The sequence below is a fragment of the Microbulbifer maximicatervae (SeqCode) genome (genome assembly GCF_056232625.1).
The window spans coordinates 2,910,615-2,936,355 of record NZ_CP174324.1; the positions used below are offsets into that span (position 1 = coordinate 2,910,615).

Genomic DNA, 25,741 nt, shown 5'->3' on the forward strand with positions numbered 1-25,741 from the left:
GCACTTTGCAACTTCATTTTCTAGAACCGACCTGGACCCACCCAACAGGATGCCTACCATCATGCAATTGAACGCAATTCAACCACCCCGCTCAAATTTTAACCTTAACCGTCAGACCAATCATCTCCTCAAGGAAAGACATTTGATCCTCAACCATGGCTAAACTGAAACTGGTAAGCTCCGTTCTACGCCAACAAATCGGAAAGCCACGTGTCAAAACTCAAATCGGTATGAGCGCAGCAGGTACCGTCATCTCCTGCCCATCGAGGCTCAGGCCTGAGAGAACACTTTCAAGAAGGTTCTCAGTAAGCACCTGACTACGCACAGATCTATATTTGGACCTGTATAAAAAACAACCACCCAGATAACCTCTCAGTCGTAAATCAACAAACGACTAGCTTTAAGGCTCAGCCTTCCAAATTTTCAAACCACCTATAGCATCGGACAACTTTATGTCTTCTTTTATGCCGGATGAGTTTAGAGGCCAATCAGGAAGATCAGGGCAATCCGTGTCAAAGTAAAAGCGTAGTAAGCGTTTAAATCTCTACTCCCTCAAATCACTTTTAACTGAACAATTCCTTCCAGCAGGGGGAGACTACTCGCTTCTCAATTACAACCACCGGAGCCCGGGAAAATACGAGTCACAAGACGCAGCAACCCATAGTGTCCACATCTAATGCAAATCTATCGCAGCACCAGGCTAACTGCCTAATTGACAACACTCCTATTAACGCATACTAGTTGAAATTATCTCTTCCCACCTCTCTTACTTCTTTAATACTGAAAAGAAAACGGTTAAAAGATTAACTCACCACTAAAAACTTTAATTTACTAACTCCCTCTAGCTTAAGCTTCAAGCAAAAGTGCCAACGCTTCTGACGATTTAGTCGGTACAATTTGAGTTACTTCATAGCTAGCCAACCCTTCACGATAAAATGGATCCTGTACAAGTATCTCATCTAGAATTGAACGACTACTCACTGTTACCAAAATAATACCACCCGTACGAGGTTCCTTTCGGCCAGAGAGCTGGAAGTGTCCAAGCTTGTAATGCTTATTAAGAAATTCAATGTGCTCAGGAATAAACTTATCCACTTCCTGAATGGGTTTAATATAGGTTAAAGATACTAAGAACAAAGCAGATACCTCTTACTCAACATTAAAAAATCTCCCCTCATAGAAAATCAAAAGATCATTTGTCTAACCGCCAGAGGCAAGCACCACAAGAAACAATAGAGTACCTCTTTGAACCCTAGCTTACCTTACCTGACACCTACAGATCAGCGACAAATAGGGACAAAAAACGTAGGTTTAAAACCTAAAGCTGAGGATAAAACTATCAGCCGCTCAAAGCACCAACTACTAACCCCATCCAAGTCTCATGCAGAACAATCCAACCTATAATACGTTTCGACAGTGCTTAGGTTGAGACCCTAGCAAAAGGGAAGCACAGCATTTCAAATGCACTAAACTAAGATTTCACAGTTAAGGTTTCGATATCTTTACCAGTTACAGCTATAACCTGGTTGTTACTAAAAGGATAAATATTTATCTCACTTGAGAAACTGGAGATAATATGCTCGGCCGCACCTTTAAAAGGCTCATTCCCATAGTGAGGTAGAGGGTAGAAGTCCACTATGTTTAACCCCTCGCAAGAGCCCAACTTTTTTGCAGCATCAGGATTATCCATCGCCTGGATATACGCAATATTTGGCGACAGGATCACAGTGCCTGCTGACTCACCGATATAAGATTTACCAAGTCTAATTTGCTCCAGCAGGATTTTGTCGGCCCCACTTCGCCTAAGCTCCTGAAGTAAAAAATAGGTGTTACCACCGGTTATATAGACATATTCGTTATTTTGAAGCTTAAGTTCTATTTCAGCAGTATTTGCAGTAGAAACATCTAATTCATCTACGATAAGACCTAATTCCTCCAATGCTTTCTTAGCATCTTCCACATAAAAAGTTATCTCTTCGGGAAGGCTTGCAGTCGGGATAAATGTAACTCGCTTTCCCCCAAGACTGCTGTCGTAATCCCTAATTACATTAGCAACCTCAGCAAAATATGAAGTCAAGAATAGCTTGGCCATATAGTTTAATCCGTTAAAGTAATAACCTAATTAATTGCTTCGTATGGACATCATCTACCCACGACTAAAATAGGTCAAGTTACACTATCGAATATGACTGAAAAGGCCAACACTCACCAAAGCGTGACCCCACCTAGATACCAGATAGAGCTAGCTTTGCACATCACGCTGCGCGGTATATGAAATGGCGAGCGGAGAATGACCCACGCTTACCCAGCAAGGCCAGCTGGCGCAATCGCTGTAACGCACTCAGACGATTTGGCGAAGACTTCGAAGTGATCCCCATTCACAAAGCCAAACTGGCTGATATACGCAAGTGGTGGGAATCCCTCACCTATCACCAGCAACATGCGCGCCGCGCAGAGCTTAATAAATTCTTTAATTTTCTAATGGCCGAGGGATTATGCAAACTAGAAAGCAATCCTTTTACCACAGCTGATGACCGACCGCGCCTGCTGGAAAAAGGAAAGCCCACAAAGAAACGTCAACGCTTAACCCTGGAAGCTTACTGGAGCATCTATGAAAAGGCCGGCGAGTTAGGCTATGAAGCGCTACAGGTTGCTATGGGTATCAGCATGCTAACCACTATGCGCCGCGCTGATATTTGCGAGCTGAACTTTGAGAAACAACTGCAAGGTGACCATCTACGCAAGACAATTAATAAATCTGAAGCGCAAAGGGATAGCCTTGCCGCCAGCCATTTAAGTTTCAATTTAAAAACCCACCAGCAACTTGGCAAACTTATATACCGCGCAAGAGAACTCAGCCTAAGAAATTACCGCTGCCCCTATATACTGAGCCACACACCCAAGCAACGGCGCACAGGAAAAATTAAAGAGCATGTTTGCCAGGTAATCCCCGACCGGTTGAGCGATATGTTTACCGAGGCCCGCGATGCTACCGGACTCTATATCGGCCTACCCAGAAACCAAACTCCACCCAGCTTCCATGAAGTACGCAGCCTTGCCTCAGACCGGTTTAAGCGAATGGGGTATGACGTGAAGTCGGTGCAACAATTGATGGCGCATACTGATGAAAGGGTTACTCAATCTTATCAGGCGGGGCATGGTATTGATTATGAAGAGATTAGTATTTACCTGGATGAAAGGGCTATAGGTAGGACGTTTTGAAATAGATAAAACCAGCATTTAAATTAAAGGAATTTCCAGCCTTCCACTTCTATCAAATTTCACGATTCCAAATATTAAAAATTTAAATTTACACATGAATGCAACATCTCACCTGAAAAAGTACTTTTAACTTATTCTACGAAAAAAACTGTAAAGCTCACACAGCCCACCTATAAAACTATATACTCAACTCAAAACCATCAAATCTTTTGTTTTCTATCCCGAAGGAATGATTTGTTCGCCTTTTTGGCGTTAATGATTATAGGCATTTCTTTTACATCAAAAGTTATATCTGATAAATGATATGCATTTGCTAATACATCCGAATAGCCTGCCCCCCAAAGATACATTTTCACCCCATAAAGAGTTGGCGTCACATAGAAACCTTCATCGGCTGACTCTCCAATAAAGCTAAAAATCTCCTTGGAGCCATATAAACCACAATCTGCAATCAACCCTTTTCGTTGAAGCGCACTTAATGAGTCTGCCAAGACACTAATTGGACTTTCCTTTTCATTAACTTCAAGGGCATCAATAATTTCCGAAAGTGGGATATACGTTCCAAAATATAAAGATGGAATCCCATCCTGCAAATGGGTTTGATCTCCACTAAAAGCTTTTCTTATTGCCGTATAAAATAGGTAGTGCAGCCTTAAGTCATATGAAGTTAGCGACCTAATATCCGCTAGCAAACTCAACCCTCTTTCATTTGCTATGCGGCCAGACCTTGAGGCAGCAAGAACTCCCCCCAAATATTCAGTTACGAACTCATCTTCATTAAAAGATGCATCATCAATCACTGCTTTAAGCAATCTAGGCGTAACTTCTCCCGGCTCATCAACGCGAGGCCCTAATTTCTTATGAGCATTTTGAAACACACCTTCAATGTTAAAGTCACATTTTTCAACAAGACCCCTTGTCTTTTCACCAAGGTATTCTGCTGTTGGCCCTAACATCTTATTCAAAACATCCTTAGATGCGTAAATTGCTAAGGATGTCACTATTCCAGTCGCCGGCTCCATATTTTACCTCATAACCTTATGTAAAATCACACACATATGCCCCTAGCGACTACCCCTCTCAGACTTATATTTACCTGCCAACTTGATCAAATTTAATTTCGAATACCTTTCCTCTGTTTTAACAGGGTATGTCGAGTACACATAATCAACGAACTCATTAAAATGCATAGATTGAGTTTTTTTAATTACTGCATTTAAGATTTCTCTTTCATGATCCTCAAGGCCAAGATCTTCTTTATCGCCATTGTATGAAATTACATACTTTGATGTTCCATACATAGTGCTTTGATGTTCAACCTTAAATCCAGATGTGCTCTGTGCCATATCAACAACATCATCAACATATGGACCGTAATGGTTAAAAACCCACTCAATATCGGTTAACTGCTTACTCTCCAATAGCGCTGAGAACCAATCAGCAAGGTAAACCATTTTAGTAAGTCTAGCTTTGGTTATTTCCAATTTGTGGGGATATTCTAAGCATAAATAAGCTATTATTCTCTGTAGCTTCTTCATTTTATATCCTTCATCATTTCAAGAAAATCATCTTCAACAGCAACACTTTTACCTTCTCGCTTAATATTAATTTCCTTATCATACATTAAGCCATCTCGAACAAACTTTGAAAGTTGCCCCTGATACTCTTTACAATAATCATCAATTTTTATCTGTAGATCCCTCTCGAAGAAGCCAACCTCCGTTCCTTCGAAAAGAATAACCCCTATGTGAACATCCGCATCTATAATTGCTTTCGCATAATATCTGCAGCTTTTCATCGTTAAAGATTTAATTTTTTCTTTGTCATAGCCGTATTTTTCGTAATGATATTTCACATATTCACTATAAGAAGTAGAGCCGGGGCATTTATCCTCAAGATGGCTTTCAAACTCCCATGCTTTACTTATTACCCCTTGATTTAATGGGAACTTTTGCCTATGTACTTTTGAGTAGGTTGGATTTCTAGAATACCTTTCTAAAAGATAAAATTCTTCATCATGCTCATAGTAAATCGTAACTCTAGAATTACTATCAAGATTTAGGTGTTTTGACATACCTTTTAGCCAAGTTTGTACCAGCTCACCGTGCAACTCTATTACTCTCGACTTACTCTCTTGCAATTCTTCTTGAACAGAATTCAGTGCAGATTTGGTGTCATCTAGCATCCTACTTTCAGCACTTAATTTTAATATCTGTTTACTTTGACGATCTTGGTCTAAGTACGTTCCCCTCGCCCCAATTAAAAGTAAAACTGAACCAGATATGAAAGCTGCGTAAGGATTCCATAAAATTAGCTTAAGACCTGTCAAGAAGTCTTTAGCCAACCTCAAATCATTTAAAAAAGTGGAGTCTCCGACAAATGCGCCGCCAACTGTTAACAATATAGTACCTATGGCTGCACATATGATAAAAAAACCTTTCCCAACCCCTTCTCCAAAGTTTTTGAAAAAGTCTGAATCTCCACTAAAACCAAATTTTTCGAACAAAAACATACTCCCTTACCTGTTCAAACATACAGTATAATAGCTCAAGTACTCAAGCCCTACTGGCAAGCCTTACCAGTTAACTTCAAGGAAACCCCCTTGTACCAGCTGGCTCTGCTACTCCAAAATTAAGTCTTTCAGGTAATAAAATACCAGTAATATGAATGAAGCCGTTAGCCCTAAGTAGTACATCTATTATTAAGTAGATATTCAGCTGCCTAATAATACACCAGCACCCTTGGCAATAAAGATAATGTGCGAGGCCCATTAGATATCAATGTAATGGTACTTTTCGCTAGCAGGTTAATAAAGTTACTTTTGTGCTCTTCCATAAAAGAACGGATGACAAGCAGGCATAACACTAATCAAGACGAAATTCGAGAATGCCAAACTCTAAGAAAAATGCGCTGAAAAGAGACAATTCAGGTAAAAAAAAAGGGCCGCTAAGGCCCTTTTTTCATCCCCGCAAGTTTTTGTGCGGGTTTTTGTGCAGTTTTTGTGCACCTTGCAGAAGTCAATTTCTCTTCTTCTACAACCCCTTGAAGTACAAGGGGAATTTGGTGGAGCTAAGCGGGATCGAACCGCTGACCTCAACACTGCCAGTGTTGCGCTCTCCCAGCTGAGCTATAGCCCCAAATTTTGTTGCTTGACGTTTCCGTCGAAAGCGGGGCGCATTTTAGCAAGGTTTAGGCGCCTGTCAACAGAAAAAAATAACTTTTTAATCAATTAGTTAGCTGCTGACACCACAGGCCCCCGGAGGCTGCCGCTTCCAGGGGCTCACCAACGCGAATCAGCCTTACTTGAGTCCAGCGTACTCTTTTTCCCAGCGCTTCAGCACCTTCTTCCCGGCACCGCCCAATACGTCGATCGCCTGGCGCAGGCGGGCGCGGCTGAGGTCGGGGCCCAGGAGCACCATGGCTTCCATCACGGAGAAGGACGCAGTGGTGCCGCTGATGGCGACAAACAGTGGGGCGTTAAAGTCTTTCAGCTTGATTTCCATGGCTGTGGACAGGGCCTTCACTGCCTGGAAGATACTGTCCTTGTCCCAGGCGCGCAGGGCTTCCAAGCGCCACAGGGTAAATTGAAGCAGCTTCTTCTGGTCATCCAGGGGCAGCTTGTTACCGTTGAAGCTGTCTTCGGTCAGGGGCAATTTGCCAGAGGCGAGGAAGCTAACCAGCGGAGCAAAGTCACCGAAGGTTTCCATGCGCTCTTTCGCCTGGGGCAGAACCTTAAGCAGGTTGTCGCGGTTAAACATCCACTCGGTCAGGCGATCGGCGAGTTGCTCGTTTTCCAGTTCGCGAATCCACAGGCCGTTCAACCAGGACAGTTTCTCTACATCGAATACCGGGCCGCCCAGGGAGACACGTTGAATATCGAAATGCTCCAGCATCTCTTCGAGAGAAAACTTCTCGCGCTCATCCGGCATGGACCAACCCATACGGCCGAGGTAGTTAAGCAGTGCTTCGGGCATAAAGCCGGCGCGCTGGTAATACAGGATAGAGGTGGGGTTCTTGCGCTTGGAAAGCTTGGTCTTGTCCGGGTTGCGCAACAGCGGCAGGTGGCAGAGCACCGGCATTTCCCAACCGAAGTATTCGTACAGCAGTTTGTGCTTAGGTGCGGAGTTGATCCACTCCTCACCGCGAAGAACATGGGTGATCTCCATCAGGTGATCATCCACCACATTCGCCAAGTGGTAAGTGGGCATACCATCGGACTTGAGCAGAATTTGTGCGTCTACCTGGGCCCAATCAATTTCAATAGTACCGCGCAGCAGATCTTCCACCACACAAGTACCGCTCTCAGGCACATTCATACGCACTACATAAGGTGCTCCGGCAGCGCGACGCTTTTCAACTTCCTCTTCCGGCAGAGCCAGGTCACTGGGCTTCAGTGAAGTACGCCCCGCTTCGCGCAATCCTTCACGGAGTTGCTCCAGTTCTTCCGCCGTACGGTAGCAGTGGAAGGCGTGCCCTTTTTGTACCAGCTCATCGCAGTAAGTTTTGTAGATATCGCCGCGCTCACTCTGGCGATAGGGGCCGTGAGGGCCGCCGACATCCGGTCCTTCCTGCCAATCCAGCCCGAGCCAACGCAGGCTGTCGAGAATGGCTTTCTCCGATTCCGGGGTACTGCGCTGCTGGTCGGTGTCTTCAATACGCAATACAAACTGGCCGCCTTGGGCGCGGGCAAAGCACTGGTTGAAGAGGGCAATATAGGCTGTACCAACGTGGGGATCACCGGTTGGAGACGGTGCGATTCGGGTTCTTACGGTCATGATAAACCTGATTGATAAATGGAGGACTCGTTAAACCGCAGGATTATAGCGCTGGCCAGCCTCTTGGCACAGGCGGGGTTTTCTCCTCAATAAGAATATTTACGCGCCATAACTTCATTATTGTGAGCTAATGACGTGACATACATCACGAAAAAAGTATTATTGCCGCCATAAAGAAGGAATGGCTTGACTAACGTATTACCCCAAATTCTGCAGGGGTTTCCGCGAGCAGCTTCTCCCTAAGAACGATAAATTAATCGCTCAGGATGGCATACCATGCAAAAAAATGTAGTTCGCACACTGTTTTCTGCTATTGCAGCAGGTACCCTTTTCAGCATTTCTGCCGCTTCAATGGCCGCTACTGATAGTGCAAGCAGTGATATCACCCTCTCTTTCACACCCACTATTGAGATCACTCGTGTAGACAACCTCACGATTACCGATCCCACTTTGGGTACCGATGCCGTAGGCACCGAAGATTTCTGTGTGGGCGGCCTCGGGTTCTCCACCTACAGCATTACTTTCGACAGTAATGACGGTGAGAATGACACGGAATTTACCCTGACCGACGGCACCAACAACGTGCCCTACAGTGTTGGTTTTGATAACAGCACCTCCGGTACTTTTACTACTGTTATCGAGGGCGATGCGCTGACAGGCCAAACCCGGAATATCGCTTCCTGCGGCTCCAGCGATAACGCGCGCTTCCAAATCACTGTGGCCAACAGCGCTTGGGAAACTGCAACTGTGCTAAATGGCACCACCTATACCGATACCCTGCTGATCACTGTCGCCTCCGAGTAACAGTAAAGAGTGGCTGGCCCTGCCAGCCATAGCTCAATATGGCAGGACGTCATCTGGGGCGCCTTGCACTGGCTTTGTGTCTGGTGCAAGCCTCCTGCCCCGATACCCTTGCAGCGACCGCAGCGACTTTCCTACTGGAAACCTCTGCTCCTGAAGGGTTTGATGATCTCACCGAACCCCAGCAACTCGTGGTGGATCTCTACTACGGCGGCCGGGAAATTGGTGCTGCGCAAGTCACAATAGATCCGCGCTTTGTTCGCTTTGACTCCCCGTCTGAGGTACTCGAACTGTTGCCCGAAGTTCGCGATACCGAGCGGATTCTCTCCATCCTCGAACGACCGCAAATAAGAAACAGTCACCATGTATGCCGCTCAAACCGGCAGATTGGCTGTGGCTACTTAATGCCATCGGAGTTTGCCGTTATTTACGATGAGCAGTTCTACCGGCTGGATCTTTTTTTCTCACAAGAGCTGTTGCCGCAACAAGCAGCAATCAATGATCCTTATTTGCCGGAAGCGAGTTCTGACTTCTCTATCGTGCAAAACCTGAGCGGTTCCTGGAGTGGGGTTGAAAGTGATTGGGGCCCGGACAGCTATAGCGCTGCATTAAATGGCAACACCATAGTGAGCTTTGGTGAGAGCGCTCTGCATTCACAATGGTCTGCGGCCTCAGAGCAGGACAGCCGGATCCATAGCCTGTATTGGAGTCGGGATTTTCGGGGGCAAGCCTATTCGGCCGGCCTTTTACAACCCCAGGGTGGCTTTGGCTATTTCCGGCCCCAGGAAGCGATCTATGGCGTAGAGCTACGCACTTCCCAGCGCACCCGAACCGATATCAGTTATCAACAGGGAGCGCCGGTTGAAATAAATATGCCGGTGCGCGGTAGAGTCGAGGTATATCGGGATGAACGACTTATCCACACCGAACTACTGGAGGCCGGCAACCGCCTGTTAAACACCTCTACCCTACCCCACGGCGCCTACGATATTGAGGTGCGCACCTACGATGAAGCGGGGCGGGTATTAAGCCGGCATATCGAATTCTTTGCCAAGGATTCGCTATTGCCAGCCCCAGGCGAGTGGTTTTGGAGCTTGCAGGCAGGTTTGCCCACCCGCAGTTTTTGGGACGACACTCTGCCGGACCAATACGACGATGGAATTATTACGGCCTCTATCGCACGCCGTTTAACGACCGGATTGGGTCTTTTTGTTTCTGGTGCCGCAACCGAGGAGCAGCAATTGTTGGAAGTCGGCGGTCGCTGGATTGGCGAAGGCGTTGAAGTCTCCCCAAGCTTGGTGACATCCGGTGATGGACGCAGTGGATACCGATTGCAGGCATTACTTAAAATGCCCTACGGGACTTTTAGTGCAGTAAAAACCGAGCTGGATGCCAATAAAACGCCGTTCAATAACGATAAATATACATTGCTGCCGGGCAGCTATTCCCAAACAAGTCTGAGTTTGCGCACAGCAGTATTGGGCGGACAGCTATCCCTAAGATTCAGCGAGCGGGACCAAAACCAACTCCCCGGCAGTATCGACAACGGCGATTCACTGAGCAGTGCCCAGAAGTTAAAAACCCTGGAGTTCCGCCACCCCATTTTTAAGAGCACCCGCTGGCTCGGCAACGCCACTCTGTCCCACAGTGATGCAGACGGCGATCAATACACCAGTCTGGAATTCCAGTTCCGAATGCGCTCCAAACACTGGCAACACACCGCTAATCTCTATAGCGACAACAGCGAACAAAGCACTAGCAGCGAGCGATTTGCACTACAAAGCCGCTGGTACGACCGGGATTTATGGGCGGCTGAATTTGAACAGCAGCTTTCTATGGAAGCATCCCCTGAAGCCAATTACCTGGAGGCCCGTACGCATTTAGCGGGACATCACGGATATTTGAATACTGCAGTTGGGCTTTACGATGATGATGAAGGCCGTGCGATCAACTACCTCGGAGGGTTCAGCACCAACCTAATTGCCACAAAAAATTCCCTCAATTGGGGCGGTGAGCAAAATCTCCAGAGCGCAGTTATCGTAAATATCGAAGGCAGTGAAGATAAAGATTTTGAAGTTTTGGTTAATGGCAGCCGCCGTGGATACGCCAAAGGCGGCACAACGTCAGTGATTAATTTACCGGCTTATCGCAGTTACGACCTTTCCCTCCGGCCCCTGGAAGAGGGCTTTTTCGATTACCGGGAAACCTCCGAAACCATTACCCTGTATCCGGGCAATGTGGGCGCCAGCAGCTACCAAATACTGCCACAAATCCTGGTACTGGGCCGATTAACCAGCCTTGGCCAGGGGCTGGCAAATACAGAAGTAATCATTGGCGAACACTCAGCGAAAACTGACCAATACGGCGTTTTCCAAATGGAATTCCACGGTGAACATAACACCATCCTAAATACAGAAGTTCGCTGGGGAAATTGTAAAGCCTCAATCGAGGCCACTTCATCAGGTGATAGCTGGCTCAACCTGGGAACCATAGAAGAGTCAGAGGCCAAATGCCAGACTGGGCAAATAGCAGAGGTAAGCCGTGTCCATAACTAAGAAGCTGCAAAAACTTGGCCTAGTCTCTGCGCTGTTGATTCCGCTATTTAATATACCAGTACAAGCCCAGGTAAATTGCTCCAGCAATGACGATTTGCGAGTTTGTGGCTTGGAAGATTCACACACTATTGATTACGAATCAGAACCTAAAGAAATTCAGTTCACTACCCGAAGCCTGCTGGGAAGCTGGACCCTACGCTACGATGTAGAAGTGAGTCCGCTCAGTGGATCTACTTTCGCACTATTTGCGGACAGTGGTGAACAGCTGGATATTGATATTTCATTTCGAGCCAATAACGGCACCACGGAAACACTCAGTCCAGGAACTCAGTCCGCTACTTTTGCCGGCACCAGCGACGATGCAGATACTTATTTAGTGATCGAGCTGGACAGCAGCCAAATACCCTCTTCCAGCCGCTACTCCGCCAGCTTTGAGATGACACTGAATAATTATTTTATTATTTGGACTGCCGGCACCGAAACAGTTCAGTTTGACATTGTGCTGGACGTAGAGCCAAACATCGCCATTCGCAATCTGGGCGATATAGACCTCAGCAACAGTGGCACCCTGTTTGGACAGGCCATTGAGGGCAGTGAGGACTTTTGTGTTGGCGGTATAGGATTTAGCGGTTACACAGTAAACCTGTCCAGCGCCAATGGCAGCACCGGGGGATCAGGCAGTAGTGCCTATGAATTGGGGGGAAACAGTGAACAAATCCCCTACAGCGTTGCCTTCTCAGACAACCTGGCTGCAACTTCAGGCATTTCCCCGGATAGCCTTGGCGATATCTCCGGCAGTTTTAGCCGAACTTCGGATGAAAACTGCCTTTCTGATAATGCGCGAATTTATATTTCCATTGCGCCCTCAGACTGGGAAAACGCGGGCGAACCTCTCTACACCGATGTACTCACAGTAACGGTGAGCAGCCAGTGAGCTAAATACAAAATAATCCTTTAATCCGCCCAGCCTGCTATAGGCAAGCAACCAATTCTAATTAGCCACTAAGAGGAAAACGAACCCGCTCACTCTGCTGCCCTCGCAGTAAAACTTCCAGCTCGCCGCCAACGGGTTTACCCGTTACTTCGATACTGGTGCCAGCGTATAACCGACCGGTGGCCTCAAGTTTTTCACACTTCTCTTCAGTCACACAATGACGTACTTCCACGACTTCTACATTAATATTGCCACTATTCGTGAGTCGGTAATGATCCCCTTCAGCCACTAAATCAATTTTATAAGCTCCGCCTTTTGGCTGCACAAATACCAATGCCTGATAAGCTACAAGGATTTTTAGTGCCGTTCTGTCACTCTTGATATCACCTACAACAGGTTTAAAAGTCACCCGGTAGACTTTTTCCTCTTCAAGATCTCTATCTAAGGCCATTAAGCGAAAGCGCTTTCTCTCTCCGGGAGCCAGGACAGCTCTTGCGGGGCTGACAAGGAGTTTAAATTCATCGGGATTTATCACCCTGACTCGACTCTCATTATCATGGCCGGGGTTATCCACACGGAATATTTCAGTTTGGATATATAGCGTCTCATTATCTGGATTGCTGACGAGAACATCATCCCGGGCGCTGGGAGTATCTTCCAGGTAAAGGACAATTTTATCCACAGACATAGCTGCCATTACTGGCTGGACGACAAAGAATAGCAGTGAAAGCAGTACTTTTTTCATAAAGAGCGGGTACTCTTAGAACTTCTTATAGTAAGCGCAATATCGGGCTGTTTTATCCACAAGTCAAATCGGAACCTAATGAGCCTCCCTTAAATCAACATCACCAGCCCCGCTAGTAAATAAGAGGCAATACTGATTTGCCCTACACCGCCTGAAAAGTAAAACACTGCCAACGTAATAGATCATCCTGACGGGACATACCGCTAGCTAACTTAGTGGCGCGCTATCCATATGGGCAGTATGCAATCGATTCAGCATCATCACTATGTAAAAACCCCAGCCCTCCATTGATAGCCCTCTGGTCCCATATTTCCTCCCCGTGAACCTTGCAACAGCGGTGGCACCGTCTATTTTTCCTGTATGACCCGGCTCCAGCCAGGGTCCGGTTCATCTCTGGGCAAAGGCCAAATTACGCCCAATTCCAGACGACAATAACACCCGCTTTTCGGACCAGATTCACATGTTAATTGCTCATCGCGGCGACAAGACCCGCCAACCAGAGAATACGATTGCCGCTTTCGAGGCGGCCCATAATCTGGGGGCCTGCGCTATTCAGTGCGATATCCGTTTCAGCGCCGACGGCACCCCCTGGTGCTTCCACGAGGATAGCCTGCACATCCCCGGCAATGACCAGTCCCAGGTCTTCCACTCCCTTAGGGACTCACAGTTACACCACCAGTCGATCAATCGCTTTATCGAGCTGGTGGACTGGGCCAGCTGCCATCGCCACCTGGATTGGTTTATCGGTATCTCACCTGCCAATATCGCCGCCACTGGATTTGTCACCGCCGTTAAAAAGTTAATGGAGCTGATGCGCAGTGAGAATGAGTCATTCGCTCTACTCACCGCAGACTGCCGCAGCCTCAGAGCCGCCCGCAATATGGGCTGGCATCGGGTTGCCCTTGAGATCAATAGTGTCTCCCGGTGCCTATCTGCCGACATTGTTACTTTGGCGCCAGAATATCTACTAATTCGCGACAGCCAGGTTGAATGTGACGAATTGCCCCCAGGCCCCTGGCAATGGGTTGTCTATGAAATCAACTCGACAGAAGAGGCAGTACTCTGGCGCAAGCGCGGTGCTCACCATATTCTCACCGGCAACTTGCCGCTGCTGATGCGCTCCCGGGAAGCGAGTGATGTCTACGGATTTTGATGTCTTGGTAGTCGGCGCAGGTATACAGGGAGCAGGAGCCGCTGAGGTTCTGGCCACAAATCACTATTCCGTGGTGATACTCGAACAGCTGGGTATCGCCGCCGCCACTTCCTCTCGCTCCTCCAAACTCATTCACGGCGGCTTGCGTTACCTGGAGAGCGGCCAGTTCCGTTTGGTCTACGAGTGCCTGCGGGAGAGAAAGTGGCTACTGGATAACAAGCCTGAACTCGTGAGAATGGTCCCTTTTTATATCCCTATCTACCAGCACAGCAGGAGACCGGCCTGGCTGGTCCGCTTGGGGTTGAGCCTCTACAGCCTGTTGTCGGGAATAAACAACAGCGATTCCCGCTTTCGAAAAGTCCCTAAATCCCAATGGGACAGCTTGCCGGGTCTGAATCGGGAAGGCCTGAAGGCTGTATTTCGCTACTACGATGCACAAACCGACGATGCCGCTTTAACCCGTGACGTTGTGGCTTCGGCAGTCGCTCAAGGCGCTCAAATAATTTGCCCTGGCAGTTTGGTAGGCGCTGAAGTCACCCGCGACCATGTCCGGATTGATTATGTAGCAAACGGCAAGCTCAACACCCTGCGCACCCGTGCACTGGTCAATTGCAGTGGCCCCTGGGTAGCCAATACCAATGCTCGCTGTACGCCCCCAGTAGATATTCCACCTATCGACTTGGTTGCAGGCACCCATATCTTGTTGCCTCTATCACTGGGCGACAAAATCTACTACGTCGAAGCTGATGACGGACGCGCAATTTTTGTAATGCCCTGGCAAGACAAAACCCTGGTAGGGACCACAGAGCGGCCCTATTTCGGCGATCCTCGCGACGTAACACCGACTCTCGAAGAAGAGAGCTATCTCTTACAGGCCGTACAGAAATATTTTGCGCAAGCCCGAGGGCTGAACGGCGAGGACATTTGTGAGAGTTATGCGGGGCTGCGAGTACTCCCTGAAATGGAGAAGAGCCCCTTCGCGCGATCCCGGGAGTCCATTATTTGCTGCGATGACGATAAGAAGCCACGGATGTTGGCCGTAGCAGGCGGCAAATTGACCAGCTACCGCGCTACTGCCCGCAAGATACTGAAAAAACTGGAGCCCACCCTCCAGGCTGGTCGATCGATTGCTACAAAAAATACCCCGACCAAAACAGAAGATAGTTCCTCCGAGAGAGAGCGAAATATTTAAATACATTTTGAATGTGCAGTTTAATTTTTCGACTTCAAGTCACTTTAATATCAACCCAAAATAGTCATCTGACAAATAAATTATCTCTTCACCTTTTTACCGTAAATGTGCCCAACCAAATAGAAAGCGAACGGTATAATCAAATAGCTAATAATCGGTACTATAATCGCCACAGCAGTAATTACTTGTAACAATTTATGATCTGGCAAAATTAGGGCTAAGCTGTCGGGAATAAAATAAACCAAAGGAATCAGGGATAAAAAAGTAATTAATGTAGCAAAATGCTTATTGTGATGAACCATAGATATACTCCCGCCCTCCCGTAAAAATGAGAGGGGCTTTGAATTACTTTTGGTTTGCTGCAGTAAGGTAGCTGTTATATACCCATCGATAGGTCGTGTGTTGAGCTAATATGCCCCCAAGCTCCGTGCCGTGATCACTTCGCCAATCATCCATCATCTCAGCCAACACGGATGACCAGGTAGCAACTTTAACCCCCGCCTGCGTCATACGATGCATAGCAGCTTGTGTCACTGTACTATTCCAAGTACCAGAAGCATCCACTACGGCATATACATCATACCCTTCGGCTACAGCAGAGATAGCGGGAAACATCAAGCAGACATCCGTAACGATGCCAGCCATAATTATTTTTTTACGCCCGGTTGCCTCAATAGCTCGCTTAAACTCCGGACTTTTCCACGCGTTTATCTCACCTTCACGCTCAATTATTTCACTGCCCAAGATGGTTGTTATCTCTGGCATAATAGGACCATTAGGGCCTTCAGGCATACTCGCGGTAACAACAGTGGGTAAACCTACTGCTTTCGCAAGATTTGCCAATCCCTTTATGTTCTCCGTCATCAGATGCGGATCCAGATCCCGACAACTCACCAATAATCCCGTTTGATGATCAATTAATGCCAACACAGAATTGTCTTTAGTTAAGGTCTCTGAAAACTTATTCACGGTGCCACCTACTTATTTAATGTTTTAACTTTCTAATAACAATTGCACTTGTATTAACATCTGCAATTAACTTACCGCTATAACTCCTAATTAAATCTCCATCCTTCACGTTTTCTTTTTGCCCAGATTCAGAAAAGACTCCCCAGCCTTTAGTTAGGTAAACCAGAGTTTCACCATTAAATGAAATTTGCTCAGCTGCATTTAAATTGGCGATCTCGATAATCGTACTGTTATCAAAGGTCACTGTTTGATCATCGCGGCCCCCATAAACCCGGGTGACCTTATTTGGGCTGGGCATGTAATACTTGTAGCCTGCGGCTTGACCAGAGACAGTTGGTAAGACCCATAACTGGATCATTCGATTTTTTTTACTATCCGGGTTCACCTCGTTGTGCGTAAACCCCTGGCCTCCAGCTCGCTGGACTTGCACTCCTCCTTTATCTAAACCTTTTCCATGCTCTAAAGATCCCTCATGTTGTATTCGTCCATCCACCATGACCGAAATCACATCTATCTCACGGTGAGGGTGCATGCCTGTTTCGCCTTTCGGGTTGAAGCGGGCATCGGCCAGATATACAAAATTATCGAGCCCTTCAGAGGTATGTGGATGTTTGTGTGGACCGAATACCTGGCTATCCGTGACCAACCTGTGCTCGGTAAGCCCAGCAAAACCGCCAAGTGGTAGTGAGTCACGCTTGAGGATTTTCATGATATGCCTCCAAAATATGTAAGCGATGGAGGTATCTTAGGTACAACTTATTGTTTTATATATACCAAAATCAGAATATAACTATCTCATTTTCAACAACAATAGATTTCTATGAGCCAAGATCTCAAAGAGATGATGGTGCTTTTAGCCGTGATGGAAGCAGGTAGCTTTATCCAAGCCGCAAATCGCCTGGCTATACCAAAAGCCAACCTAAGTAAGAAAGTCGCCCACCTGGAGGGTCAGCTATCAGTCAGGCTCTCAAAGTTTAAAGGAGATGGGTAGGAAGTATTTAAATCACTGTCTGCATATTGAAGAAGAGGTGATATTGGCCGAAGGGGAAGTGTCTGAAATCCTGCAGGTTCATTACCGACCCAGCTCACCTTAAAATATGAAACTCCTACGAAAATTAAAGGTTAGGAGAATCATCGAAAGTTATTTAATTAGCGCCCTGGTAAGATCCTCACCATAATTTCGCAGTATGAAATAGGTGCTTGAGAAAATATAAATCTAAATTTTTCGGATGACTTCTAAATTATTAATCAAGGCACTGTTGACAATCTATTGCAAAATTAGAGCGTGGGATGAAAGATCATTTATGCACCACGTCCATAAAATAGAATCAAGATTGCTTAAATCTTTGCGTTTATCGGGGCTCTACCTGAGATATTTAAACAAAGAAAACTATGTAATATCTGGCCGCAAGAATAGCGGACGAAAAAATGTTATTTCTAAGCAATTAAACTTCTGACTTTCCACTACGGAAAGTTAAGTTAAAAAAGAAGCTGCTATTTAATAACGCCATACAGAGTCCATGCTCTCAATAAACTGCTGGCAAGATAATACTCTGACCTTACCCCAGTTACTCACCACTTAGGCGAGCCTATTAGCGCTAAGTATTCACCAAAAGAGGCCCCGGTTCTGGAGCTTCACTACCAGCCCAGCAAGCATACGTTGCCCAGCGGGACAGCTGTCAGCCCCATGCAACCGGTACAACTGTTGGGCACAATAAATGCTCAAGAGGTCAAAATACCCTCATCCAGATACATTTCCACATGGGGTCTACGTTTTACATCCCATATAATGGCGGGCTACTCTGTTTTTATTAGTCTGTTACACCGTAGTTTATGTCCGATTTTAGCCCCCATCGCTTTTGTACCGCTCCGCTTCTCGATTGGAGCGACCGCCATTGCCGCTATATGTGGCGCCTATTGAGCAAGCATGCACGCCTGTATTCGGAAATGGTGACCACTGGGGCAATACTGCATGGTGACCAACAGCGACATTTGCAATTTGATGCAGCTGAACAACCTGTCGCCCTGCAGTTAGGGGGCAGTGACCCTCAAGAACTGGCTGAATGCGCCCGTATCGCCGAGGAGTGGGGCTATAGCGAAATCAACCTTAACTGTGGCTGCCCCAGTGACCGAGTCCAGTCCGGGCGCTTTGGCGCCTGCCTTATGGCGGAACCGGATGTGGTAGCCGCAGGGCTCACTGCCATGCGTGAAGCAGTATCTATTCCGGTTACCGTCAAGCACCGTATCGGCATCGACGATATGGAAGACTACCCAGGCCTGACCCGCTTCGTGGAGGCCCAGGCCAATGCCGGTGTGGATACCTTTATCGTCCACGCGCGCAAAGCGTGGCTAAAGGGGCTAAGCCCCAAGGAAAACCGTGAAATTCCTCCGCTCAATTACGACATGGTTTACCAGTTGAAGAAGGATTACCCCCAACTACAAATTGTTATTAATGGGGGGATCAATTCAATTGAGGAATGCCAGCAACATTTAAGCCACGTGGATGGTGTTATGCTGGGGCGCGCGGCTTACCAAACCCCGACAATCCTGGCCCAGGTGGACAGCCAATTATTTGGCGGTGAGACCGGCCCGGATGCCATCCAGGTGGTAGAGCAGATGCTGCCCTATATCGAGCAGGAAATGCAGCGTGGACAGCGCTTGAATTATATCACCCGGCATATGCTCGGGTTATTCCAGGGGCTTCCTGGTGCTCGGCGCTTCCGCCGCCATTTGAGCGAAAATGCCCACAAGCCGGGGGCGGGTCCCGAGGTGCTTGAACAGGCACTGGCCCAGGTCACCCAAGCCGCTTAGACCGCTTTCAATATGTAGACCAGTGAATAATTAAGGGAGGAACCATGAACAAGTTGGAGCAAGTCAAACAGCGCAGCCAGGTTGTAGCAGATACGGGAGACATTGAAGCGATTCGCCGATATTGTCCTCAAGATGCAACAACCAATCCCTCCCTACTGTTTAAGGCCGCCCAGCTCCCTCAGTACGACAACCATATCGCCGAGGCACTCCAGTGGGCCGAGAGCCACCAGGGAGGCTCAAGCCCAGAAAACATTGCGCGGCTGGCCGCCATCAAACTGGCTGTCAGCATCGGCACGGAAATCTTGCAGTTGGTGCCCGGAGTGGTATCCACCGAGGTCGATGCTCGCCTCTCCTTTGATACCCGCGCTACTATTGATTACGCACGCCACCTGATCACCCTCTATGAACGCGCAGGTATTGCCAAAGAGCGGGTATTGATCAAGATCGCGTCGACATGGGAAGGCATTGCCGCCGCATCAGTACTGGAGCGCGAGGGAATCCACTGCAACCTGACCTTGTTGTTCAGTCAATCCCAGGCGATTGCCTGTGCCGAAGCCGGGGTAACTCTGATCTCCCCCTTCGTCGGTCGAATCCTCGATTGGCATATCGCCAACAGCGGCCGCGAGTCATTCCCTGCGGAAGAGGACCCGGGCGTAATCTCGGTGCGCAATATCTATGAGTACTACAAGTCCCGAGACTACAAAACCATTGTGATGGGCGCCAGCTTCCGCAATACCGGGGAGATCGAGGCCCTGGCTGGTTGCGATCGACTAACAATCAGCCCTCAGCTATTACAGGCCCTGGAGGACAGTGAGGCACCTCTCGCTGCTGGCCTGCCACCGGTATCCGCAACCAAATCCCGGCCGACACAGGATCTGGCTGAAGCCGAATTCCGCTTTCAATTGAATAGCGATGCCATGGCCACTGAAAAGCTTGCCGACGGCATCCGGAACTTCGTGAAGGATCAGGAACGTTTAGAGCTATTGTTACAGAACCGAGTAAAGGGACAGCAGGAAATTCATGCTGCAACAAATCCGTAAACTGTTTGAGCAGATAGGAAATAGCGTTGATGTTGAAGCACGTGATGAAAAAGATGTGCGGATGATCAGCGCTGCGCTGTTAGTCGAGGTCGCCACTGTCGATCAAAAGCTCGATGAGTGTGAGCGTGAAACGCTCACACAACTCCTATGCCAGCACTACTCTCTCGACCAGACTAGTGCCACAGAAATAGTCAGTGAAGCTATTAGCCAACGGGACAGAGCCACATCCCTGTTCGAGTTCACCCAGGCGGTGAATGAACAGTTCAGCGAGAGAGATAAATACCTGCTGATTTTGCAGATGTGGCAGGTAGCTTTTTCAGATGATGTTATCGAGGCTTTCGAGGAGCACCTGATTCGCAGGGTGGCAGAGCTAATTTATCTGCCACACGGACTCTTCACCAAGGCACGCGCCGAAGCGAGGGATATGAAGCGTTGCTAAGAAAGGGAGATTTCCAGGACTCGGGATTAGGAGAGAATAAGCGCTAGTGATAATGCGCCGAAGATTTGGCAACCGGGGAACATTCTCGCTCCAGGGTATGTACCAAGTCGCGAAAAGTCTCGGCGTTTTGCTCGTTCATGCTCATCAATACCCGGTGAGCTTCCAGCACCTTTTCCCGCGCAGCACATTCGTCGGGGCTATTACATACCAAAGGCGTGGTGGGTACGCTCATATCGTGGACCGTATCGCTGATTTCAACCAACGAATCAAAGCCCATAGCGTCCAATAGATGGCGGATACCTTTACCCGCAGAGAATACCAGCGGCTTATCACAGCCCCGCTCCAGAGCGCGAATAGCAATCTTCGCCATCAGGCCGAGGGTCGTACTATCAACACCTTCTGCACCACCGAGATCAAATGCCACTCCGGCAAAATCACCCCGTGCAAACATGTTGTCGATAAAGCTATCAAATGAGGTACAAAGGTTGAGACGAACATCACCTACTAACTTGATGACGTAGATGCCCTGGTGGGCCCCAACCATAATTTGCCCGGACTGCATAACAACCCCTGGCTCACCCGAATACACCTTTTGATAGAAGTGCAGGCGGATGGCAAAAGTTCACTGGTAGAGAACACAATAGCATTTGACGTTTTTGGCGCCTAGTGCAATTTTGTGCATAAAGTGGGCGGAGCTTACTCCTGACTATGCAGACTGACAAGTGCGATAAAGCACAAAATTCGACTTCATAGTCGAAGACTATCGATAGAAGTTTTAGGCATTATTGGCGGCCTAAAGTGAGAATCGTAATATCGTCCGGAAGGGCACCAAAAGTATCCATTTTTAGAGACTGACAGAGCCTGTCGAGTTCTCCCCCACTCTCTGAAATAGCCTGCAAAAGCTGGGCCTCTTTATCGAGCAGATCGCCCTGTAATAATTCAAGTACACCGTCGGAACAAGCGACCAGGCGCCAAGCGGGCGGCAGCTCAGCACGCATCACTTGCCAATCACCCCGTTCAAAAATACCCAGGGGACGCCCTTTTCCCGGCAACCAGTCTGCACCCGCCTCACTAACCAGAGCCGGCATAGGTATTTGCCCGGCGACGGCATAGTGCAATTGCTGAGCACTACTATCCACAACCCCGACAAACATACTGGCGTGCTTGCCCAATTTTGTGGATAACAACTCGCCATTGACCAAATTAAGGACATCCAACAAGTCATCACTGAGGGAGTCCAGCTGGGCAAATAAGGGGCGCTCCCGCAAGCGATGCATAATACTGTGCTTAATCAGGGCAGTAACCAGCGCAGAAGAGACACCATGGCCCGACACATCGACCAGGTAAAAGGCTACAAAGCGCTCACCGAACAAGCCGTAATCAACAAAATCACCACTCAGGTACAGGGAGGGAACCAGCCGGTAGGATGCTTCCACACCGCTGGGGTAGTGATAGGGGGTACGGGGAAGTAAATGCTGTTGCAGTAAACGGCCAGCTTCCTGGTCTCTGCGCAGCAGCTCGACATGATCCCGCAGTTCACTGTTGCGACGCTCCAAGGTCACTTTATATTCGCGATTCTGCTTCGCCAGGTTTTCTTCACCGCTGATACGGCAGATCATACGATCAATAGCCGCTGCTTCTTCCAGGGGTTTAACCAAGTAGTCTTTGGCTCCAAGGCGCATCGCTTGGAGTACATCATCGGCAGCACTGTCTGAGGCAATAATTACTGCAGCCACTTCTGGGGCTATGCGCTTTATCCGCCGCAACACTTCCAGCCCACTCATATCCGGCAAATAGCGATCAATCAATACGATATGGAAAGCACCGGGGCTGAACTGGCCGATGCCATCTTCCCCGTTGTTGGCAACACTTACCTGGAAGCCAAAACGCGAAAGCGCCCCTCGCAAAAAATTGCGGGAGCGCTCATCGTCGGTAAGCACCAGGCTACTGGGGCCGGCCATATAAAGGCTCTAAAAAGTTATCTGCCCTAGGTGACAAATCAGTAGTCGGAAGCCTCTTCCACTTCACCCTGATCAATTGCCTCTGCGGCCTCTTCTTCGGTTTGAACATCCATTTCACCATCGACAATCAAATAGTCGCGGCGCTGCAGGTAAGCATCCCGCAAGAGTACATAGCGATCACCATGTAACAGGGACTCCGCTTGCAGCAGGCTGGCACGGCTCTGAATGATATCTGTACCCTTCAATGCATATTTGGTCGCGTCGTCATTTACATAGGTCAAGGGGTTGGTGTAGTAATCCACGACCCTGGCAGGGGTATCCCGTACAGTGGACGGACCCAGTAGCGGTAAAACCAGGTAGGGGCCAGAAGGGACTCCCCAAACAGCCAAGGTCTGGCCAAAGTCCTCGCCATCACCCTGCTCGAGACCCATATGCTGGGCAACATCCAGAATACCGGCAATACCCACCGTAGAATTCACCAGGAAACGACCGGCGTCATTGCCCGCTTGGCCCCATTTACCCTGCAGAACATCATTAAAGGTATTGGTAACTTCGCGCAGGTTGTCGAAAAAGTTGCTGACACCGTGCTGCACGAAAATCGGAGTAATTTGGCGATAGCTGACAGCGGCGGGCTTCAACACATAGCGATCTGCGCCATCGTTGAAGGAGAATATGGCCCGATTAAAACCTTCCCAGGGGTCGCGAAGTGATAAATCTTCGCCCTCGGCACCACCAAATTCATCGGCAGGATCAAAGCCGTACTCATCCTCGAGAGACAGGCCCCCGTCATCGGCACTGGCATCCTCTGCTCCGCTGGTATCTACCGCAGCCGGGTTTTGAGCTACACCACCAAACGGATCTTGTTGCGCTAGCGCCCCTACTGGAGTAACAGCTATCAGAGTTGCCATTAACCAGGGCGATAAAGTTTTGCTTCCAAGCACAACCCTGCTCCTCTTATATCAAACTAATGAGACCAAGGATTCTAACGCCCTAGTAATTCGTAAGCTACCCTCGGCAGCATAGCAGCTGGGATTTGCCAAAGATAAAGGAGTTTCAGGCAATCACAGGCTAAGCCTTTAAACCGGCAATAACCCCTTTATTCAGTAGTTTTTCTAATAAATCGGCACCAAAATCAAATAAGGAGTCACGACTAATATTGGGTAATTCCTGAGCCATCTGTTCCAATATTTGTAAGCCGGTGTAATCGCCCGCAGAGACCAACTGCAACAATCTGGCGGTGACGGCATTGATCTCCATAAAATTCACTTTGTCGGAATGATCCCGGTAAACGAAAAGGAACGTCGGTACCTCCGGCGGCTCTTGGGGCTGAAAATCCGGCCCCAGGCGATGCACTGGGTAGCGGTAGCTGAGGCTCCAGACAAGAGGGGAAACTACAGGAACTTGCTGTAAAACATCCCCCTCTATCGCCAGCCCTTCCGGTAATTCCACATCACTGACATCTAAAGCCAACTCTACCCACTCGTAGTGGGCAAGTTCCAACAAAAAGGGAGGATCTTGTGGTTGTTCTCCCCGTTCGTTCTGTAAATATGAGAGAAACTCTTCACTGATCTGCAAAAAATACGGGCTAACGGATGTGTGTTTGTGGACAAAATCACGCACCATTTGATGCCAGTCTTCGTCGCTATAAAGACTGCGCAATACCGGGAATCCACTGGCAACAAAGGACTCAATATTGTTGTAAATCAAATCTCGATAAATAGCGACACGCCGGTCCTCAATTTCTGCCGGCGGCGCAACTTGATCCGGTGCGCGCAAATGGGCAGCAAAGTCCCGCTGCACACTTTTGAATGTCTCGGGCTTATCGACGACTGAGGACATAATTCTCTTCCACCTGGTGACTGGCCTGAATGGTTTTAATATGTCCTACTTCTTCGAGTAATTTGGGAATCGGCGGAATATTAAAATCCCGCTCAAGTAGCGTCGGCATCACACCGTGAATATCGTAGGCGCGATCCAGAAGTTCCCACACAGGATCAATAACCGGTGCACCATGGGTGTCCACCTTTAAATCCTCTGCCTCATCATAGTGCCCGGCAATATGTACGTAGCGAATTCTTTCAGTAGGTAGTGCAGATAGAAAGTCCAGCGCATCGTAGCGATGGTTAATCGAGTTTACATAAATATTGTTCACGTCCAGAAGCAAATCACAATCGGCCTCTTCCAGCACCGCATTTAAAAAAGCCAGTTCAGTCATCTCCTGGCCCGGCGCCGCATAGTAGGAGACATTCTCCATTGCAATCCGTTCTTCCAGTGCGTCCTGGACCATACGGATTCGCTCGGCAACATACATCACCGCTTCTTGCGTAAAGGGAATGGGCAATAAATCGTACAGATGGCCGTGATCTGAGCAATAACTCAAGTGCTCACTGTAACCGTGAATATTGTGTTGCTTGATAAATTTTTTAATGGCTGCAACCAATTCCATATCCAATGGTTCTGGTGCACCAATCGAGAGAGATAAACCGTGAAGTAAAAAAGGAAAACGCTCTGTATATTCCTTAAACCAGCGCCCATAGCGACCGCCAACACCAATCCAGTTCTCAGGTGCTACCTCCAGAAAATCTACGGCATCTGTATCAAGGTTTTCACCCATCATTGAGCGGCGCAATCCAAACCCAGCGCCTTCTACGGAAAACTCGCGCAACACTTTCAGGTCTCACTATTTTCAGCGATCAATAAAAAACAGGGTGGATCGCTAAAGCGTATCCACCCTCTTTGAGTACAACGAAAAATTACCCGCCACACTTACCTTCGCCGCACTTACCTTCTTTTTTCTTGCCTTCGCCGCACTTACCTTCGCCGCACTTGCCTTCTTTTTTCTTACCTTCGCCGCACTTGCCTTCGCCGCACTTACCCTCTTTCTTTTTATCATCACCATCGTGATCAGCCAGCGCCACGTTGTAGCCTGAGCTCAGGTCTGCTGCGGCAAAGGGGTTAGCATTGCTGTTGGCAGCAGATACATTCATAGCGGCAGTGGCGATAAACGCTGCGCCAACTGCGGCGGCTACAGGGGAAAGGTGCTTCTTGTTCATAGTGAATCTCCTAACTAGGTGTCCTTAGCAATAAAAAGTACAAGAGACTTTTTTCCACTCCGCAGAAGTATAATGCTGCGAAACAAAAATC

The 25,741-nt window shown here is 48.1% G+C and carries 25 protein-coding genes and 1 tRNA gene; 10 read left to right on the forward strand and 16 right to left on the reverse strand.

The window, feature by feature from the left end; genetic code table 11:
- Positions 1 to 846: 846 nt before the first annotated feature.
- On the reverse strand, positions 847 to 1,137 hold the full coding sequence (locus ACJJI6_RS12675) for a YciI family protein (protein WP_475710713.1): 291 nt from the start codon (positions 1,135 to 1,137) through the stop codon (positions 847 to 849).
- A gap of 334 nt (positions 1,138 to 1,471) precedes the next feature.
- The gene (locus ACJJI6_RS12680; RefSeq protein WP_475710715.1) at positions 1,472 to 2,092 is read right to left on the reverse strand and encodes a Type 1 glutamine amidotransferase-like domain-containing protein; all 621 of its coding nucleotides are present in this window, start codon (positions 2,090 to 2,092) and stop codon (positions 1,472 to 1,474) included.
- A 179-nt stretch (positions 2,093 to 2,271) separates the two neighbouring features.
- Between ACJJI6_RS12680 and ACJJI6_RS12685 the strand changes: the two genes are divergently transcribed.
- Entirely contained in the window at positions 2,272 to 3,222 is a 951-nt protein-coding gene (locus tag ACJJI6_RS12685; protein ID WP_475710717.1) for a tyrosine-type recombinase/integrase, read from the forward strand.
- Positions 3,223 to 3,422: 200 nt separating this feature from the next.
- On the opposite strand, the gene ACJJI6_RS12690 is transcribed toward ACJJI6_RS12685, so the two are convergent.
- From ACJJI6_RS12690 to gltX, 5 genes are all read right to left on the reverse strand, one after another.
- Positions 3,423 to 4,244 carry a hypothetical protein gene (locus ACJJI6_RS12690; RefSeq protein WP_475710719.1) on the reverse strand — a complete coding sequence of 274 codons (822 nt, stop codon included), beginning with the start codon at positions 4,242 to 4,244 and terminating at the stop codon, positions 3,423 to 3,425.
- A 42-nt stretch (positions 4,245 to 4,286) separates the two neighbouring features.
- Positions 4,287 to 4,760, reverse strand: a complete 474-nt coding sequence (locus ACJJI6_RS12695; RefSeq protein WP_475710720.1) for a Panacea domain-containing protein — start codon at positions 4,758 to 4,760, stop codon at positions 4,287 to 4,289.
- The gene (locus tag ACJJI6_RS12700) at positions 4,757 to 5,728 is read right to left on the reverse strand and encodes a hypothetical protein (RefSeq protein ID WP_475710722.1); all 972 of its coding nucleotides are present in this window, start codon (positions 5,726 to 5,728) and stop codon (positions 4,757 to 4,759) included. Before ACJJI6_RS12700 ends, ACJJI6_RS12695 begins: the two co-directional genes overlap by 4 nt.
- A gap of 555 nt (positions 5,729 to 6,283) precedes the next feature.
- A tRNA-Ala gene (locus tag ACJJI6_RS12705) sits at positions 6,284 to 6,359 on the reverse strand.
- Positions 6,360 to 6,521: 162 nt separating this feature from the next.
- A complete protein-coding gene (gene gltX, locus ACJJI6_RS12710; RefSeq protein ID WP_475710724.1) occupies positions 6,522 to 7,997 on the reverse strand; it encodes a glutamate--tRNA ligase in 1,476 nt (491 codons plus the stop codon).
- A gap of 276 nt (positions 7,998 to 8,273) precedes the next feature.
- On the opposite strand from gltX, the gene ACJJI6_RS12715 reads away from it, so the two are divergent.
- The 3 genes from ACJJI6_RS12715 to ACJJI6_RS12725 are packed head-to-tail and all read left to right on the forward strand — an operon-like array spanning position 8,274 to position 12,287.
- Positions 8,274 to 8,801: a hypothetical protein gene (locus ACJJI6_RS12715; protein ID WP_413664496.1), complete on the forward strand. Its 528-nt coding sequence runs from the start codon at positions 8,274 to 8,276 to the stop codon at positions 8,799 to 8,801.
- 38 nt (positions 8,802 to 8,839) lie between these two features.
- Positions 8,840 to 11,353 (forward strand): TcfC E-set like domain-containing protein, encoded by a 2,514-nt coding sequence (locus ACJJI6_RS12720; protein WP_444926754.1) that lies wholly within the window; start codon positions 8,840 to 8,842, stop codon positions 11,351 to 11,353.
- Positions 11,340 to 12,287, forward strand: coding sequence for a hypothetical protein (locus ACJJI6_RS12725; protein WP_475710726.1), 948 nt, complete (start codon positions 11,340 to 11,342; stop codon positions 12,285 to 12,287). The genes ACJJI6_RS12720 and ACJJI6_RS12725 overlap by 14 nt, the downstream gene beginning before the upstream one ends.
- A 61-nt stretch (positions 12,288 to 12,348) precedes the next feature.
- Here the strand turns inward: ACJJI6_RS12725 and ACJJI6_RS12730 are convergent, their stop codons facing one another.
- Positions 12,349 to 13,032, reverse strand: a complete 684-nt coding sequence (locus tag ACJJI6_RS12730; RefSeq protein WP_444934989.1) for a fimbrial biogenesis chaperone — start codon at positions 13,030 to 13,032, stop codon at positions 12,349 to 12,351.
- Between the two features lie 460 nt (positions 13,033 to 13,492).
- Here ACJJI6_RS12730 and ACJJI6_RS12735 point away from each other — a divergent pair, with 460 nt between their 5' ends.
- Both ACJJI6_RS12735 and ACJJI6_RS12740 read left to right on the forward strand, forming a co-directional pair.
- Positions 13,493 to 14,185, forward strand: a complete 693-nt coding sequence (locus tag ACJJI6_RS12735) for a glycerophosphodiester phosphodiesterase family protein (RefSeq protein WP_413664492.1) — start codon at positions 13,493 to 13,495, stop codon at positions 14,183 to 14,185.
- The gene (locus ACJJI6_RS12740) at positions 14,169 to 15,377 is read left to right on the forward strand and encodes a glycerol-3-phosphate dehydrogenase/oxidase (protein ID WP_444906338.1); all 1,209 of its coding nucleotides are present in this window, start codon (positions 14,169 to 14,171) and stop codon (positions 15,375 to 15,377) included. The genes ACJJI6_RS12735 and ACJJI6_RS12740 overlap by 17 nt, the downstream gene beginning before the upstream one ends.
- A gap of 345 nt (positions 15,378 to 15,722) precedes the next feature.
- Here ACJJI6_RS12740 and ACJJI6_RS12745 read toward each other — a convergent pair whose 3' ends face one another.
- Both ACJJI6_RS12745 and ACJJI6_RS12750 read right to left on the reverse strand, forming a co-directional pair.
- On the reverse strand, positions 15,723 to 16,346 hold the full coding sequence (locus ACJJI6_RS12745; protein WP_444912166.1) for an isochorismatase family protein: 624 nt from the start codon (positions 16,344 to 16,346) through the stop codon (positions 15,723 to 15,725).
- Positions 16,347 to 16,362: 16 nt separating this feature from the next.
- The gene (locus tag ACJJI6_RS12750; RefSeq protein ID WP_444926752.1) at positions 16,363 to 17,055 is read right to left on the reverse strand and encodes a pirin family protein; all 693 of its coding nucleotides are present in this window, start codon (positions 17,053 to 17,055) and stop codon (positions 16,363 to 16,365) included.
- A gap of 111 nt (positions 17,056 to 17,166) precedes the next feature.
- On the opposite strand from ACJJI6_RS12750, the gene ACJJI6_RS12755 reads away from it, so the two are divergent.
- The 4 genes from ACJJI6_RS12755 to ACJJI6_RS12770 all read left to right on the forward strand — a co-directional run bounded on the left by ACJJI6_RS12755 (position 17,167) and on the right by ACJJI6_RS12770 (position 20,636).
- Positions 17,167 to 17,337, forward strand: coding sequence for a LysR family transcriptional regulator (locus tag ACJJI6_RS12755; RefSeq protein ID WP_413664488.1), 171 nt, complete (start codon positions 17,167 to 17,169; stop codon positions 17,335 to 17,337).
- Positions 17,338 to 18,179: 842 nt separating this feature from the next.
- Positions 18,180 to 19,157 (forward strand): tRNA dihydrouridine(20/20a) synthase DusA, encoded by a 978-nt coding sequence (dusA, locus tag ACJJI6_RS12760; RefSeq protein ID WP_475710727.1) that lies wholly within the window; start codon positions 18,180 to 18,182, stop codon positions 19,155 to 19,157.
- A 44-nt stretch (positions 19,158 to 19,201) separates the two neighbouring features.
- Positions 19,202 to 20,197: a transaldolase gene (gene tal, locus ACJJI6_RS12765; RefSeq protein WP_475710729.1), complete on the forward strand. Its 996-nt coding sequence runs from the start codon at positions 19,202 to 19,204 to the stop codon at positions 20,195 to 20,197.
- A complete protein-coding gene (locus tag ACJJI6_RS12770; RefSeq protein WP_413664485.1) occupies positions 20,178 to 20,636 on the forward strand; it encodes a tellurite resistance TerB family protein in 459 nt (152 codons plus the stop codon). The genes tal and ACJJI6_RS12770 overlap by 20 nt, the downstream gene beginning before the upstream one ends.
- A gap of 43 nt (positions 20,637 to 20,679) precedes the next feature.
- Here ACJJI6_RS12770 and ACJJI6_RS12775 read toward each other — a convergent pair whose 3' ends face one another.
- The 6 genes from ACJJI6_RS12775 to ACJJI6_RS12800 all read right to left on the reverse strand — a co-directional run bounded on the left by ACJJI6_RS12775 (position 20,680) and on the right by ACJJI6_RS12800 (position 25,650).
- Positions 20,680 to 21,198 carry an STAS domain-containing protein gene (locus tag ACJJI6_RS12775; RefSeq protein WP_282934161.1) on the reverse strand — a complete coding sequence of 173 codons (519 nt, stop codon included), beginning with the start codon at positions 21,196 to 21,198 and terminating at the stop codon, positions 20,680 to 20,682.
- Positions 21,199 to 21,418: 220 nt separating this feature from the next.
- The gene (locus ACJJI6_RS12780; RefSeq protein ID WP_445363291.1) at positions 21,419 to 22,597 is read right to left on the reverse strand and encodes a PP2C family protein-serine/threonine phosphatase; all 1,179 of its coding nucleotides are present in this window, start codon (positions 22,595 to 22,597) and stop codon (positions 21,419 to 21,421) included.
- Positions 22,598 to 22,635: 38 nt separating this feature from the next.
- On the reverse strand, positions 22,636 to 23,538 hold the full coding sequence (locus ACJJI6_RS12785) for an MlaA family lipoprotein (RefSeq protein WP_444934937.1): 903 nt from the start codon (positions 23,536 to 23,538) through the stop codon (positions 22,636 to 22,638).
- A 127-nt stretch (positions 23,539 to 23,665) separates the two neighbouring features.
- Complete coding sequence (locus tag ACJJI6_RS12790) at positions 23,666 to 24,436, reverse strand: HvfC family RiPP maturation protein (RefSeq protein ID WP_444934936.1); 771 nt, start codon at positions 24,434 to 24,436, stop codon at positions 23,666 to 23,668.
- The gene (locus ACJJI6_RS12795) at positions 24,417 to 25,262 is read right to left on the reverse strand and encodes an HvfB family MNIO-type RiPP peptide maturase (protein ID WP_475713453.1); all 846 of its coding nucleotides are present in this window, start codon (positions 25,260 to 25,262) and stop codon (positions 24,417 to 24,419) included. Before ACJJI6_RS12795 ends, ACJJI6_RS12790 begins: the two co-directional genes overlap by 20 nt.
- Positions 25,263 to 25,350: 88 nt before the next feature.
- Positions 25,351 to 25,650: an HvfA family oxazolone/thioamide-modified RiPP metallophore gene (locus tag ACJJI6_RS12800; protein ID WP_108731896.1), complete on the reverse strand. Its 300-nt coding sequence runs from the start codon at positions 25,648 to 25,650 to the stop codon at positions 25,351 to 25,353.
- Positions 25,651 to 25,741: the final 91 nt, after the last annotated feature.

What these genes read in the sequence shown, in the direction of transcription:
- ACJJI6_RS12695 (WP_475710720.1), bottom strand. Translation starts at nt 4,760, where the DNA reads ATGAAGAAGCTACAGAGAATAATAGCTTATTTATGCTTAGAATATCCC.
- ACJJI6_RS12715 (WP_413664496.1), top strand. Translation starts at nt 8,274, where the DNA reads ATGCAAAAAAATGTAGTTCGCACACTGTTTTCTGCTATTGCAGCAGGT.
- gltX (WP_475710724.1), bottom strand. Translation starts at nt 7,997, where the DNA reads ATGACCGTAAGAACCCGAATCGCACCGTCTCCAACCGGTGATCCCCAC.
- ACJJI6_RS12740 (WP_444906338.1), top strand. Translation starts at nt 14,169, where the DNA reads ATGTCTACGGATTTTGATGTCTTGGTAGTCGGCGCAGGTATACAGGGA.
- tal (WP_475710729.1), top strand. Translation starts at nt 19,202, where the DNA reads ATGAACAAGTTGGAGCAAGTCAAACAGCGCAGCCAGGTTGTAGCAGAT.
- ACJJI6_RS12770 (WP_413664485.1), top strand. Translation starts at nt 20,178, where the DNA reads ATGCTGCAACAAATCCGTAAACTGTTTGAGCAGATAGGAAATAGCGTT.
- ACJJI6_RS12780 (WP_445363291.1), bottom strand. Translation starts at nt 22,597, where the DNA reads ATGGCCGGCCCCAGTAGCCTGGTGCTTACCGACGATGAGCGCTCCCGC.
- ACJJI6_RS12800 (WP_108731896.1), bottom strand. Translation starts at nt 25,650, where the DNA reads ATGAACAAGAAGCACCTTTCCCCTGTAGCCGCCGCAGTTGGCGCAGCG.
- ACJJI6_RS12685 (WP_475710717.1), top strand. Translation starts at nt 2,272, where the DNA reads ATGAAATGGCGAGCGGAGAATGACCCACGCTTACCCAGCAAGGCCAGC.
- ACJJI6_RS12755 (WP_413664488.1), top strand. Translation starts at nt 17,167, where the DNA reads ATGAGCCAAGATCTCAAAGAGATGATGGTGCTTTTAGCCGTGATGGAA.
- ACJJI6_RS12790 (WP_444934936.1), bottom strand. Translation starts at nt 24,436, where the DNA reads ATGTCCTCAGTCGTCGATAAGCCCGAGACATTCAAAAGTGTGCAGCGG.
- dusA (WP_475710727.1), top strand. Translation starts at nt 18,180, where the DNA reads ATGTCCGATTTTAGCCCCCATCGCTTTTGTACCGCTCCGCTTCTCGAT.
- ACJJI6_RS12690 (WP_475710719.1), bottom strand. Translation starts at nt 4,244, where the DNA reads ATGGAGCCGGCGACTGGAATAGTGACATCCTTAGCAATTTACGCATCT.
- ACJJI6_RS12680 (WP_475710715.1), bottom strand. Translation starts at nt 2,092, where the DNA reads ATGGCCAAGCTATTCTTGACTTCATATTTTGCTGAGGTTGCTAATGTA.
- ACJJI6_RS12730 (WP_444934989.1), bottom strand. Translation starts at nt 13,032, where the DNA reads ATGAAAAAAGTACTGCTTTCACTGCTATTCTTTGTCGTCCAGCCAGTA.
- ACJJI6_RS12720 (WP_444926754.1), top strand. Translation starts at nt 8,840, where the DNA reads ATGGCAGGACGTCATCTGGGGCGCCTTGCACTGGCTTTGTGTCTGGTG.
- ACJJI6_RS12775 (WP_282934161.1), bottom strand. Translation starts at nt 21,198, where the DNA reads ATGCAGTCCGGGCAAATTATGGTTGGGGCCCACCAGGGCATCTACGTC.
- ACJJI6_RS12750 (WP_444926752.1), bottom strand. Translation starts at nt 17,055, where the DNA reads ATGAAAATCCTCAAGCGTGACTCACTACCACTTGGCGGTTTTGCTGGG.
- ACJJI6_RS12735 (WP_413664492.1), top strand. Translation starts at nt 13,493, where the DNA reads ATGTTAATTGCTCATCGCGGCGACAAGACCCGCCAACCAGAGAATACG.